Here is a 13,447-nt window from a genome sequence, read left to right on the forward strand (position 1 = left end):
GTAACGCGGATTTTGTTTTTCGATCCCGAGTAAATCGCCCCGGTTCCCCGCATCGTCGAACCGCTCCGCGACGGACGGTCGCTCGCCCCCGCGCGGCGTGACCGTGACGGCCCCGGGTGACGCGTCTCCGCGAACGCTCCGAGCGACCCGAGAAGGCGGTCCCTTCCGCCACCGGGGCGCCGACTGCGGCCGTTTCCGCTCCGCCGACCGTCACCCGGACGCCCCGTCGCCGTTCAGTTTTCGTCGTCTTCGTCGGTTTCGTTCTGGATGCGCTCGGTCTGTCCCTCCGCGTCCATGCTCTGTGAGTCCCCGCCGTACTGGTTCTGTTCTTCCTCGGTCTCGTTCTCGCGGTCGTTCTCGTCGGACATGCGTCGAGGTACCATGCAGAACCGCATAAGCGAACGATTTGCGATAGCCGGACGGTGGCAGTCGTCCGGGCGGAGCGGTCTGCGTTCGTCGAGGGATGGAACGGTCGGCGTTCCTCCAGGTCGGCGGTGTTCGCCGGGGTCTATCGCCGGGAATCGCCAGCAGTGAGCGCCGTACCGGGCGACGACGAACGGTCTACCACCGTGTCAGATGGTACCGGGACTCTCCGATGGTTTATACGTGTGACGTGCGTAGTGAAGGTGTGAGTGAAGAATCCGGGCGTCGGAATCTCCGAATGCCCAACAACGACGAGCTGTTCGCGGTCGTCACCGAACACAACGGCGGGAACCACGTTCGCGTCCAGTGTGAGGACGGCAAGAACCGGATGGGACGCATCCCTGGCCGAATGAAGTACCGAACCTGGATCGACGAGGGCGACGTCGTCGTCGTCGAACCCTGGGACTGGCAGGACGAGAAGGCCAACATCGAGTGGCGGTACACCGGCCAGGACGCCGACCAGCTTCGCGCCGAAGGCCACATCGAGTAAGTTCGCTCGGCCCGAGAGGTGACGTTCGCAGAACGACAGTTCTTCGACGACGCTACCCGCCAGAGACGTCTCCGTCGCTCGAGGGGTCGTCGACGGGGACGTTCCGCGGCTCCGAACCGGTGAGCCAGAGGACGTAGTCCTGTTCGTCGTCGCTCGGGTTCACGTCCCGGTGGACGACTCCCGCGGGGACGTGGAAGAACTCGCCCGCACGAGCCAGCTTCCGCTCGTTCCGTCCCGTCCCCCACTCGATGTAGCCCTCGCCGTCGAGCACGTGTCCGAACACGTCGTTGTCGCCGTGGTGGTGCCAGTTGGACTCGACGCGCCCGTCGGCGTGGCCGCGAACCTGCTGGACGTCGGCGTCCGGGAACGGCGTCAGGCGCGTCAGGTTCGCGAGTTCGGCGGTCGCGACGAGGTCGTCCTCGCCCACGACCCTCGGCGGCGAGCCGGGAGCGTCCGACGACGGCCCGTCGGCGTCGACCACGGACGCTCCGGCCCCGACGAACGCGGTCACGGTCGACCGCTCGTTGTCGCCCGGATTCGCGTCCCGGTGGACGACCCCCGCGGGGACGTGGAAGAACTCGCCCGCCTCGGCCTCGACCGCGTTCGCGCCGTCCGGTCCGTACTCGATGCGCGCTCTCCCCTCCAGCACGACGCCGTAGGCGTCCCTGTCGCCTTGCGTGTGCCACCCGGACGACTCTCCGCCGTCCAGTCGACTCCGGACCAGCAGCGTCTCGTCGGTCTCGAAGACAGTCGCCCGCGTCGCCGCCTGGTCCGTTCGCTCGAAGTCGTCCGGTCTGACGACCGAGATAGCGGGTTCGGATGTCATGAGAAGTCCGTGCCGTCCTACGGCGTCGACCGCCGTAATCCTGTGGTCCGCGTGGTCGGTGAATCAGTCGCCGCTCGCGGGGCGGTCCCGTGATTCGGTCGGGGTCTCTTCATCCGGCGCGTCGAAGAGCGGGCTCTGCTCGCCGGGGGCGAGGGCGTTGAGGACGAGCGCCGTCAGCGCCGTCACGACGACCGGTTCCCCGAAGAAGGTCCGTGCGGCCTGGGGAAGTCCGCCGAGCGCGTCTGGGCGCGTGGCGACGCCGAGACCGAGTCCGAGTGAGACGGCAACGATGACCATGTTCCGGCGGTCGAGGTCGGTGTGGAGGAGGAGCAGGCGCGTGCCGCTTGCGGCGACCATCCCGGCCATCAGCAGGACGGCCCCGCCGAAGACGGCGCTCGGAATGGTCGCGACGGCGGCACCCACCTTCGGGCTGAGCCCGAGTATCGCGAGGATGACGCCGGCCACGCCGACGACGTGGCGGCTCATCACGCCCGTGAAGTTGACGACCCCCACGTTCTGGGAGAACGACGTCACGGGGAACGCGCCGAACGCCGACCCGACGGAGCTCAGGAGACCGTCGGTGAACAGCCCGCCGCGGAACTCCTCGCCGGTCGGGTTCCTGCCCTCGGCGGCCGTGATACCGGACATGTCGCCGACGGTCTCCATCGCGGAGACGAGGAACAGGAACGCGAACGTGACCATCGGGACGGGTTCGAACGCGAGACCGAACGCGCCCGGTCGCGGAACCGCGAACCAGGCGGCCTCGCCGACGGGCGCGAAGTTCACGATGCCGAGCGAGACGGCGGCCACGTAGCCGACCGCGATACCGGTCAGCGTGCTCAGGAGTCGCGTGATGCCGTCGGTGAACAGGTTGAGCGCGACCGCGACGAACAGGACGAGCGCGGCGAGACCGACGTTGTGTACCGCGCCGTAGTCGCTGGCACCGACGCCGCCCGCCGAGTAGTCCATGGCGACGGGGACGAGGTACAGTCCGATGATGACCACGACCAGTCCCGTCACGAGCGGCGGGAAGAAGGGTCTGATGCGTTCGAACTGCCAGCCGATGAGCCCCTCGACGAGGAAGCCAGTGACGAGAATCGAGCCGAAGACGGCACCGAGCCCGTAGTTCACGCCGACGGTCGTCGCCGCGCCGACGAACGTGAAGCTCGTCCCCATCACGATGGGGAGCCGGGACCCGACCGGCCCGACGGCGTACGCCTGGACGACCGTCGCCAGCCCGGAAAACAGGAGCACCATCTGGACGACGTAGGCGGTGTTCGCCGCCCCGAGGTCGACGGCACCCGCGACGATGTACGCGACCGCCGTCGCCGGAACGATCATCACCGAGACGTGTTGCAGCCCCAAGAGGAGCGACTTCGGCCACGGCGGCCGTTCGTCGAGTTCGTACTCGAGGTCGATCTCCCCGTCCGTGTCGGTCGTCATCTGTACTCCCCAGGAGTCGGCGACCTGCAATAATAGTTCCGCGTTCGAGCGTATATCCGCCTTTGCTATCGTGATAATATGCAAGTTCGTGTATTCCGCCTGCGGAGCGCCGCCGGTCGAGTCCGCCCGGTCAGTGGATCGTGACCTCGTAGTCCTCGACGGAGATGTCGACGAGGCTCGTCGCCTCGTAGTCCGTGTCGTCGAGCGCCGTCTCGCCGACCTTCCGGATGACGACCGCGATGTCGGTTATCTCGGCGCCGATGTCGTCGAGCGCGTCGCAGATGGACGCAAGCGTTCCGCCCGTCGACAGCAGGTCGTCGACGACGAGGACGCGGTCGCCCTCCTCGACGTCGTTGATGTACATCTCCGACTCCGAGTAGCCCGTCGTCTGGTGGAGCGCCACCTCGCCGTCGAGGCCGTACTCGCGCTTGCGGATGACCACCAGCGGGACGTCCGTCTGCAGGGAGAGCGCGGTCGCGATGTGGATGCCCATCGCCTCCGGGGCGACTATCTTGTCCACGTCGAGGTCGGCCGCCCGCGTGAGACCGACGACGACCTCGCGCAGCAGTTCGGGTTCGAGCATCGGCACCCCGTTGCTGATGGGGTGGACGAGATACTGGTAGCCGTCCTTGTCGATTATCGGCGCCTCGTGGAGTGACTCGTGCAGTCGGTCCATGTGGTCCGTTACTCGAAACGTGGGAAAAACGGTTCGCTCTCCAGTCGGGGGCCGACCTCGACGCCATCTCACGGCCCCTGCCGTGCGGGAGAAGGAATTATTGAGTCGCCTCCCGTACGGGTTCCGGATGGCGGCGTTTCGAGACCGCGAGCGGAGACGGGTGTCCAGGCCGGAACTGGCGGTGTTCGTCTCGGGGGTCACCAGCATGGGACTGGAGATACTCGCCGGACGCATCGTCGCACCGCAGTTCGGGAGCAGCATCTACACGTGGGGCAGTATCATCGCGGTCTTCCTCGCGGCGCTGAGCCTCGGCTACTACCTCGGTGGGAGACGGGCGGCGTCGCGAGCGACGAACGAGCGGCTGACGTGGCTGCTCCTCGGTACCGCGGCGTACGTCGCGCTGCTCGTCTTCGCCAGCGACACGCTGCTGGCCGTGGCCGCGACGATTCCGCTCCCCGCCCGGTTCGCCTCCCTTCCCGCCGTGACGCTGCTCTTCGGCCCGCCGACGTACCTGCTCGGGTTCGTCAGCCCGTACGCCGCGGAGCTCTCAGAAAAGGAGAGTCCCGGCGAAGCCTCCGGGCACGTGTACGCGCTGGGGACCGTCGGCAGCATCGTCGGTGCGTTCGGGACGACGTTCTTCCTCGTCCCGGCGCTCGGTATCGAGCAGATAGGGCTCGGATTCGGGCTACTGCTCGTCGGGACGGCCCTGTGGCTCGCCGCGCCCGCCGCCAGTCCGAAGCCGGTGTACGCCACGCTGGGCGTCGCACTGCTGCTCGTCGCGGCAGCCGGCGGCGGGTCCGTGGGATTCTCCGCACACGGGGAGGTCGTCTACCACACCCAGACGCCGTACCAGGAACTGGAGGTCGCGGACCGCGGCGGCGTCAGGACGCTGTACCTGGACGGCCAGCGACACAGCGCGATGGACCTGGACGACCCCGACCGGCACGTCTTCGACTACACGCGGTACTTCCACCTGCCGTATCTCATGACCGACGACGTCGACCGGGTGCTGTTCGTCGGCGGGGGCGGGTTCACCGGCCCGAAACACTTCGCCCGGGAGTACGACGCGACGGTCGACGTCGCGGAGATAGACCCCGAGGTCATCGACGTCGCCAAGCGGTACTTCGGCGTCGAGGAGTCCCCCCAGTTGAACGTCTACAACCGGGGCGGACGGCAGTTCCTCCGGGAGACCAACCAGACGTACGACCTCATCGTACTCGACGCCTACAAGAAGGACAAGGTCCCGTTCCAGTTGACGACGGTGGAGTTCATGCGGTTGGCCGAGCGCCGACTCTCCGACGACGGCGTCCTGTTCGCGAACCTCATCTCCGCACCGAGCGGTCCCGCCTCGAAGTTCTACCGCGCAGAGTACGAGACGATGGCGCAGGTGTTCCCGCAGGTGTACGGCTTCCCGACCGCGGGCGTGAGCGCCGTCCAGAACATCGAGGTCGTCGCGACGAAGGACCCGCGACGCATCACGCAGGCGGAACTCCGGGCGCGGAACGCGAACCGCGATATCGGCATCGACCTCTCGCGGGAAATCGACGACTACCGGACCGGGCCGAAGACCGGCGACGTTCCGGTGCTCCGCGACGACCATGCCCCGGTGAACAGCCTCCTCGACCCAATGGCCGGTCAGCGGTACGTCGTCGAACGGGGGCACAATCGGTCGACGGAGCCGTCGGGGAGCCGCGCCGCTCGCCCGACGCTCGCGCGACCTGCCGAAAGCGCGGGATAGCGTCACCCTACCTCGCGCGGCGGACGGCCGAGGCGACCGCGTCGGCGAACGTGCCAGCGCCGTCCGAGGCGGCGTCGAAGTAGAGGTACGGTTCGACGAGTTCGAGTCCACGGGTCGGACGGCGTCACTCGTCTCCGGCGAACCACTCGCCTCGGGCGTCGGGCGGCGAACACGACTCGCCGACGGACGACGGAGCGGTTCACCGTCGACGCGCGAAACCGTAATCTATCTAACGGGAACGAAGTACCGGAAAGAGCCATAACGGGGCCGGTCGACGGCTTGGACGATGGTCGGCACACTCCCCGACGTCGGTATCGGAACCTACGATACCGACCCCGACGCGTGCGCGGCGAGCGTCGAGACCGCGCTGAACTACGGGTATCGCCACGTCGACACCGCCGAGATGTACGAGAACGAGGCCGCGGTCGGCGAAGCCATCGCCGCCGCCGACGTCGACCGCGACGAGGTGTTCGTCGCGACGAAGGTGCACTCGGCGAATCTCTCGTACGACGACGTGCTGGAACGCGCCCGGACGAGTCGCGACCGGCTCGGCGTGGACGTCATCGACCTCCTGTACGTCCACTGGCCGCTGCGGGCGTACGACGCCGAGGAGACGCTCGCGGCGTTCGCCGACCTCCACGACGAGGGCGTGATTCGCAACGTCGGCCTCTCCAACTTCACGCCGGAACTGCTCGACGACGCGCTCGCACACCTCGACGTCCCCCTGTTCGCCCACCAGGTCGAGTGCCACCCGCTGCTCCAGCAGGAACGGCTCCGGGCAGTCGCCCGCGAACACAACCACTACCTCGTCGCGTACTCCCCGCTGGCGAAGGGTGCGGTGACCGAACTGCCCGAACTGGTCGAGATCGCCGAAGCGTACGACGCGACGCCGGCGCAGGTGGCCCTCGCCTGGTTATCCTCGAAGGAGAACGTGGTCGCCATCCCGAAGTCCACCTCCGAGGCGCACATCCGGGAGAACTACGAGGCACGGCAACTTTCGCTCTCGGACGAGGACCGGGAGCGCAGACGCTATCGACCGCGAAGAGCGACGGGTCGACTTCGAGGACGCGCCCTGGCGCTGACGACGCGACCGGGAGCGGCGAGGACCACTACCCCGAACGGCGATGTATCGCCCCGACGAACGGGGCCGATGTCGATGCCGGTCGCTCTCCCTACCGCCGCGAGTCCTCCCGATAGTCGTCGACGCCGGGGTTCGCCCGGTACTCAACGCGGGAGAGCAGGCCGTCGGAGAGCGACGTTCGAAGCTCTCGCTCCCGGGTAGTAGTACGTCGAAAGAAACGAAGTAACGCTACGTCGCCTCGTGGCGACGGTGCGAAATCCTAGTTATGCGCGGACGACGTTCGTCGCGCGCGGGCCCTTGGGGGCCTGTTCGATGTCGAATTCGATCTCGGTCCCTTCCGTAAGGTCCTCGCCGCCAACGTCCTCCATGTGGAAGAATACGTCGTCGTCAGAGTCCTCAGTCGCGATGAAACCGTAGCCGCCCGTGTCGTTGAAGAAATCAACCTTACCGTTTGCCATTGCAACTAAACCAAAGCCGGGTACACGGTTAAGGGTTCCGAATCTGTGCTCTAAATCAGGATTTTCTAAGACGAATGTCCGTTCACACCGCTTATTTTCGGAAATATGAACGAGAAAAAGGGGATTCACCTGGAAGTAGTGCCCAATCAGTCACAACGAGCGGGAAGTCCCGTGGTATCCACAGTTCCTCCCCCGGCGTACTTTCGACGTTTCCCGGCCGACCCCTACCATCGGTCCGTGCGCTCCCGGACGGCGCGACGTTCTGGTTGCGGCTGAACAGGTTCGTCGGGTCGTACTCGTCCTTCAGTGCGACCAACCGGTCGTATGCCGACCCGAACGTGGTCCGCATCGTGTCGTCGCCTCCTTCCAGGAATCCCGGAAAGTTCAGGTAGACCGATCCGTCCGAGAACTGGCGCATGTCGTCGAGGCAGTCGCGAACCCACTCGACGTTAGCCTCGTCGTTCGCGGCATCCTCCCAGTTCGCCTCCACGCCGAGGAGGAACGGCGAGTACCGGCCAGCGAAGGCGCTCTCCTCGACGTCGACGTCCGTGATGGCGCCACCGAGCTGCCAGACGTCGACCGTCGATAGCGGGGAGGGTGCGGCGTCGGCCCAGTACTCGATTCGGTCGATGGCAGTATCCGGGAGACCGTCGAGATAGAGCGACTTCCAGTAGTAGCGCATTCCGTCGGGATACTCCTCGTCGAGAAGCTGCTGGAACTCGGCGTAGGGCATCGTGTCGCTGAAATCGGCTATCGGCTCGATGAACTCCCGCAGTGGCGCCAGTTCGTCCTCGCCCACGGCGGCAGGGCCGGCGTAGCAGCCCATGATCGCGAACTTCTGCTCGTGGAGTTCGTCGGCCGAGAACAGCTCCTCGTCCGGGAGTTCGCCGGCGAAGACGAGGGTGCTGATCTCCTCGGAGGCCGTCGCGACGAACTCGCGGTAGGCCCCCAACACCTCGGTCAGCCGGTCGCCCGGATAGAACACGAGGCAGGTCGCGACCTCCGGGCCGACGGGGTGGAGGTCGTACTCGAAGGCCGTGACCACCCCGAAGTTGCCCCCGCCACCGCGAAGCCCCCAGAACAGGTCGGCGTTCTCTTCCGCACTGGCCGTCACGAACTCGCCGTCGGCCGTGACGAGTTCGACCGAACGGAGGTTGTCACAGCTCAGGCCGTACTTGCAGCGGAGATGACCGATGCCGCCGCCGAGGGTCAGCCCGGCGATACCGGTATCCGAAACGACCCCGCCTGGCGTCGCGAGACCGAACTCCTGGGTTTCGTGGTCGAGGTCCGCCCACGTGGCGCCGGCCTGGGCCCACGCCGTCCGCGTCTCGGGGTTCACCCGAACGCCGGTCATCTCCGAGAGGTCGATGACGAGGCCGCCGTCGCAGACAGCCGTGCCTGCGACGTTGTGCCCGCCACCGCGAACCGCTACGAGAAGCTCTGTTTCGCGCGCGAACTCCACTGCATTGATGACATCGGCGACGCCCGCACATCGCGCGACGAGGGCAGGATGCTTGTCGATCATCCCGTTCCAGACGGCGCGGGCGTCGTCGTATCCGAGAGTCTCGGGACGAATCAGCTCACCGCGCAACCCCGCTTCGAACTGTTCGATTCGTTCGTCGTCGACGTGCTGTATCATACCATATCGGACGACTGCGGGAGTGTTGGCCTCATCTATCGAGCACAGTTCGACGTCGCGAACGGCGTTCACCACGTGAGACGCGGTTCAGCTCGTGCCAGCTAGAACTATTGTCCTCGCTACCGTCTCTCGATAGAGGGACTCCCATGGGACCCCAGGAGGACGAAACGAATCCTGACGACCCGGCTCTGCCGCCGGGATCGGCGATACTGGAGACGGTACTCGAGAATGCACGGAACCGGCAATATCTCGGCCAGCGACTGGACGCTGCGGGCGACCGCGTCGATACGGACCTGCTCGGCGACATCGTGCGACACGGGCCGGTGCTCGAAGCGCTTCGCGAGGAGTCGCTCGACCGCGGCGAGATCGAGGAACGGTTGGATATCTCGCGGGCCACGAGCCACCGCCTGACGCAGTGGCTCGACGAACGAGGCTTCGTCGAAAAGGTCGATAGCCGGCTCCAGTTGACGGGGCGTGGCGAGGCCGTCGCCGACGAGGTACTCCGGTTCGAGGCGAACGTTCGAACCGTCCACCGGTTGGCACCGCTTCTGGACGTCATCTGTGAGGACCACCAGGAGTTCGTCGTGGAGCCGTTCGTCGACGCGACCGTTACCGTCGCCGAACCGGACGATCCGTATCGGCCGGTCGAGCGGTTCGTCTCACTCGTCGGCGAGTCGGAGACCTTCCGCGGGTTCAATACGACGCACATGGCGCCGCTGGTCCTCGGCGAGTTCCACCAGCAGGTGTTCGACGGAACCGACAACGAGATCATCTACCTCCCGCGAACGGTCGACAAGCTCTTCGAGACCTATCCGGAGCAGGCGACCGAGGCGGTCGACGGCGGACACCTGGCCCTCCGGACGCGCGACGATCTCCCGTACGGACTCGCCATCTTCGACGAGCGCGTCGGAATCGGCGGCTACGACGAAGCGACGGGCATGATGCAGGTGTTCGTCGACACCGAATCGCCCATCGCCCGCGAGTGGGCCGAACGCGTCTACGCGTCGGTCAGAGCAGATTCCGAACCGCTCGACGACGAACGATTCGATCCGATGCGCCAATAGGACATCCGGCGTGCGACGAAGCGTCGTACAACCCCTCCCGTGCCGAAATCGATCACGCTGACAGATCGCGTTCCGTTCGAGAACTACCACGACCGCCGGGCGGCGTCTACCCGTCGAATCCCGGTTCGGCATCCGAGTCGAGCGTGAAGACGGTCGATTCGAGGGAGTGTTTCGAGACGGTGAGGATGCGAAGCATGTACGAACTGAGGAGGACGTACGGCGAGAGCGCAACGACGAACGCGATATCGACGTAGAAGAGCCGGGGCTCGACCGCCGGGAGTTCCGTCTGCGGGAAGAGTCCGGCGTCTATCGCGAGCAGCACGTACGAAGTGAAGACGATCACCGGAAGCGAGAGGACGAGGAGGTTGCTTGACAGATCCCGAAGCTCTCGTTTGAAGTAGAGCGTCGTGAAGTACTCGCGGCCGGACGCGAGAACCGTGAGCGTTCGAAGCAGCGCGTCGAGCGACTCGCGGTCCGATTCCGAGAGTTCGGAGTCGTGGACGGCTTCTAGGTGACGGGCCATGTTGATGTGGCGGGCGTACGGGTAGTCGAGACTGCTCAGCAAGACAACCGACAGACGGGAGTTGGTGTTCCGGAGGCGATCCTCGATCACCGACAGTTGTGCGTCAACGTCGCAGACGAAGGCTTGCAGATCTTCTCTCGCCCGCTCGCTATCGGTGCGGGCGTCGCGTCTCGGAGCGACGTCGTTTCCGAGCGAATCGCCCTGATGACGTACCCCAGGAACGGCTCTAGTCCGGCCGGGCTCACGCCGTCGTCAACGAGCTCCTCCAGTTCGATCTGGAACTCGATGGAATCTTCGATACGTGACAGCTTGACCTGGAGAGGAGCGAACTCCTGGGTGAGGGCAGCGGTGTTGATCGAGAGCACGACGGAGACGAAGAGGATGATTCCACCGAGTAGCGTGTTGAACAGCGTCTGGACCGCCCGCGTCTCCGTGACCAGTCGCTCCATCTTGAACTCCCAGGCACTCCCAACGATCAGGAGCAGCGACAAGACGACGATCAGCATGACCAGCGTGAGCGCCTGTTGATCCCCGTACAGGAGGACCCACTGAACCAGCCGGCGGACCGGACCGTCGGGCCAATCCTCGGAAGACACGAGGTCAACCCTCCCTGTCGGATTCCGAGAGCCAGATAACGAACATCGAATCGGTCAGTGCAATCGTACCCGACGTACTCTAATTACTCTTTGGCTCCCGAGGATAACACGGCCCATCGACGTTCGTCCGCTTCTCTTCGAGGACCGGGGATGGAACGCTGGCCACGGAGCTGAGACAGTACTCAGGTTCACCGTCGTCATCGTGAATCCGACAGACCCGTGCAAGGAACCAAACTCGAACCACCCCAATGCTCATGATTGGTCGATATGACATGTCCGTATGCAGGTTCGTCGTGTTCGCAACGAAACGGCAGATCTACGCTGCTACGTCGAGGAGTGCTAGTTACCCTACCACGAGGATTTGAGCGAAACCGTCGCCGCGCATTCTCTGATCGACGACCCTGATGTACAGGACGTAGTAGAGTTCCACCTCGACCTGCTCGATTCGACATCGACCCGTCTGTGGGTCACACTCGACGACGCTGACGACCCGACGATGCCACTGTCGACGGTCGATGCGACGTTCGCCGGGTTCGTGCGGACGAGTCTCGGCCCGTCTCCCCAGCAGTTCGACTGGCCCGACAGGCTCGAAGTCAGTGACTTCTGGGTACACGAGTCCTACCGTGGGTCGGGACTCGCCGACGACCTGATTGCACGCGCGATGCAACAGGCGCGGGAGGACGGTTGTGAAGAGCTGACGCTCGACGTCGCAATCGAGAACGAGCGGGCGATTGCCTACTACGAGAATCTCGGCTTCGAGGTCCAGGGCCTCGGGATGCGTGTGCCGCTGCAGGACGTCACGCTAGAAGCCAGCGACAGTGAACCGATGACCGGTGATCACTCGTCCGTCCATCTCCGCCGGGTTCGCGTCGAGGAAGACATCGTGGATCGGTTCGTCGACGAGTGCTGGTTCCCGTTCTGGCGAGATCTGGGTGATGCCGTCGGTGAGCAGCATCTCAGTCCGGACCTCGACCGGGACGCGCTGGTCGAGGATCTCCTCGACGGGTACGACGTCCCGGACAGGCGATGCTGGGTGGCTCTCGACGACGTCGAGGACTCCACAGTCGGCCTCGACGAGATCGACGCCGTCTTCGCTGGCTGGCTGAACGCCGGGCTCGAACCGAGCGACCGGTTCCTCGACCCGCCGGAACGGCTGTTCGTCGGAAATCTGTACGTCGGCCCCTCCTACAGAGGGTCGGGACTCGCCGACCACCTCGTCGCGCGGGCGATACAATACGTACGTGAGGAGGGTTGTGTCCAACTCTCGCTCGGAGTGGAAGTGGACAACGAGCGAGCGATGGCGTACTACGAGAAGCTCGGATTCGAACCACGTCGACAGCGAATGTCCGTCCCCCTCGATGCCGTCGAGACGTAGCTCGTACTCCGTTCGGTAGACAGTAATCAGCGGCGCATCTTCCACGAATCGGAGGTACATCCCCGGATACTTGTTGGGGTCATAGCGAGCGACCAGCTCACCAATATCGTCAGCGAGGGGTTCTAAATCGAGTTCGACATCTACAGGTTGGTAATTTGGATGTCGTGGTAGTCCAGTACGAAATATATCCCCAGAAGTAGGCCGACAAACGCTCCGAAAAAGTGCGTGACGTCGTCGGCTCCGTCCATCATGCTGAGAATTGCGGCTGTCTCTCTTGCCTTTACGAGACCGAAGAAGACGGGAGCGAAGTGGAGTATTCGCCGGTCAATAGCGCCATCGTACGCCACTTCCAAAGGCCGGCTAATTGAGTGAACAAGTAACCAAGTGGTGAGTCCGTAGGTTACGCCGCTTGCACCGACAGCTCCAGTGAAGCCGAGCGTGAGTGGGGCCCAAGCTGCAAGGTATCCAACTCCCAGGTAGAAGCCGTAGAGGGAATTACGATTACATTCATACTCTAGATAAGCCCCAGCAACAAGCAGGACACTGATATTGTCGGTTAGATGGTCAGATCCCTGGTGTATGAATGGACCGACTGTTGCTGCGAGGAAGATTTTGGTTTCTCTGGAAAGAGAATTTAACAATGGTTGTACTGAGGAGAAGCCTAATAGGTTGGCCATGAGGGCCTCTACTTGGAAGATTGCGACGAGCAGTGTTGTCAGGGTAATCGTCGCTATAATTTGATTCCGGAACCGACTGGCTATACCGATGAATTCGATAGAGAAGGAAGTACAGTGTTATGAAAGTAGGATGCTACTTTCGACAGATTCCAAGACATTCTCTAATATACAGAATACACCGGCGGGCATATAAAATAATAATCATCCGATGGAAAGCGGATTCTCGGTAATAGTTCGACCTCGGCACTCGAACGGAGACGGTGTACTCGTACCGCTCAGTCGAATCCATCCGTACTCACGTCGGCAAGTGGTATTCGGACAGAATCGAACGCGATGGCACCGCGCTAGCAGTACGCTTCGAATTCGGCATAGTTGGGCGGTCTGTCGCACGATACTCACACGGAGACGTCGCCACCAGCCGTTAAGAACGTCCACGAT

The 13,447-nt window shown here is 64.2% G+C and carries 11 protein-coding genes and 2 pseudogenes; 5 read left to right on the forward strand and 8 right to left on the reverse strand.

Annotation, left to right across the window (positions count from 1 at the left end; translation table 11 throughout):
• Positions 1 to 233 precede the first annotated feature (233 nt).
• Complete coding sequence (locus ACRYA2_RS02795) at positions 234 to 368, reverse strand: hypothetical protein (protein WP_433624002.1); 135 nt, start codon at positions 366 to 368, stop codon at positions 234 to 236.
• A 260-nt stretch (positions 369 to 628) separates the two neighbouring features.
• Here ACRYA2_RS02795 and ACRYA2_RS02800 point away from each other — a divergent pair, with 260 nt between their 5' ends.
• Positions 629 to 913: a translation initiation factor eIF-1A gene (locus tag ACRYA2_RS02800; RefSeq protein ID WP_433624004.1), complete on the forward strand. Its 285-nt coding sequence runs from the start codon at positions 629 to 631 to the stop codon at positions 911 to 913.
• Positions 914 to 965: 52 nt separating this feature from the next.
• Here the strand turns inward: ACRYA2_RS02800 and ACRYA2_RS02805 are convergent, their stop codons facing one another.
• The 3 genes from ACRYA2_RS02805 to hpt all read right to left on the reverse strand — a co-directional run bounded on the left by ACRYA2_RS02805 (position 966) and on the right by hpt (position 3,858).
• Entirely contained in the window at positions 966 to 1,739 is a 774-nt protein-coding gene (locus tag ACRYA2_RS02805; RefSeq protein ID WP_433624006.1) for a cupin domain-containing protein, read from the reverse strand.
• Between the two features lie 63 nt (positions 1,740 to 1,802).
• Positions 1,803 to 3,182, reverse strand: coding sequence for a uracil-xanthine permease family protein (locus tag ACRYA2_RS02810; protein WP_433624008.1), 1,380 nt, complete (start codon positions 3,180 to 3,182; stop codon positions 1,803 to 1,805).
• Between the two features lie 130 nt (positions 3,183 to 3,312).
• A complete protein-coding gene (gene hpt, locus ACRYA2_RS02815; RefSeq protein WP_433624010.1) occupies positions 3,313 to 3,858 on the reverse strand; it encodes a hypoxanthine/guanine phosphoribosyltransferase in 546 nt (181 codons plus the stop codon).
• Positions 3,859 to 3,985: 127 nt separating this feature from the next.
• Here hpt and ACRYA2_RS02820 point away from each other — a divergent pair, with 127 nt between their 5' ends.
• Both ACRYA2_RS02820 and ACRYA2_RS02825 read left to right on the forward strand, forming a co-directional pair.
• The gene (locus ACRYA2_RS02820; protein WP_433624012.1) at positions 3,986 to 5,596 is read left to right on the forward strand and encodes a spermidine synthase; all 1,611 of its coding nucleotides are present in this window, start codon (positions 3,986 to 3,988) and stop codon (positions 5,594 to 5,596) included.
• 286 nt (positions 5,597 to 5,882) lie between these two features.
• Positions 5,883 to 6,678, forward strand: a pseudogene (locus ACRYA2_RS02825) (aldo/keto reductase).
• 262 nt (positions 6,679 to 6,940) lie between these two features.
• Here ACRYA2_RS02825 and ACRYA2_RS02830 read toward each other — a convergent pair.
• Positions 6,941 to 7,135, reverse strand: a complete 195-nt coding sequence (locus tag ACRYA2_RS02830; RefSeq protein ID WP_113275558.1) for a cold-shock protein — start codon at positions 7,133 to 7,135, stop codon at positions 6,941 to 6,943.
• Between the two features lie 91 nt (positions 7,136 to 7,226).
• Positions 7,227 to 8,774 carry an FAD-binding oxidoreductase gene (locus tag ACRYA2_RS02835; protein ID WP_433624015.1) on the reverse strand — a complete coding sequence of 516 codons (1,548 nt, stop codon included), beginning with the start codon at positions 8,772 to 8,774 and terminating at the stop codon, positions 7,227 to 7,229.
• A 146-nt stretch (positions 8,775 to 8,920) separates the two neighbouring features.
• Between ACRYA2_RS02835 and ACRYA2_RS02840 the strand changes: the two genes are divergently transcribed.
• A complete protein-coding gene (locus ACRYA2_RS02840; RefSeq protein ID WP_433624017.1) occupies positions 8,921 to 9,838 on the forward strand; it encodes a helix-turn-helix transcriptional regulator in 918 nt (305 codons plus the stop codon).
• Positions 9,839 to 9,944: 106 nt separating this feature from the next.
• On the opposite strand, the pseudogene ACRYA2_RS26615 reads toward ACRYA2_RS02840, so the two are convergent.
• Positions 9,945 to 10,867, reverse strand: a pseudogene (locus tag ACRYA2_RS26615) (DUF7972 family membrane protein).
• Positions 10,868 to 11,318: 451 nt separating this feature from the next.
• Between ACRYA2_RS26615 and ACRYA2_RS02855 the strand changes: the two are divergent.
• The gene (locus ACRYA2_RS02855) at positions 11,319 to 12,332 is read left to right on the forward strand and encodes a GNAT family N-acetyltransferase (RefSeq protein ID WP_433624023.1); all 1,014 of its coding nucleotides are present in this window, start codon (positions 11,319 to 11,321) and stop codon (positions 12,330 to 12,332) included.
• A gap of 140 nt (positions 12,333 to 12,472) precedes the next feature.
• Here the strand turns inward: ACRYA2_RS02855 and ACRYA2_RS02860 are convergent, their stop codons facing one another.
• On the reverse strand, positions 12,473 to 13,009 hold the full coding sequence (locus ACRYA2_RS02860; protein ID WP_433624025.1) for a rhomboid family intramembrane serine protease: 537 nt from the start codon (positions 13,007 to 13,009) through the stop codon (positions 12,473 to 12,475).
• Between the last annotated feature and the right edge of the window lie 438 nt (positions 13,010 to 13,447).

The sequence above is a fragment of the Halomicrococcus pelagicus genome, assembly GCF_050954125.1.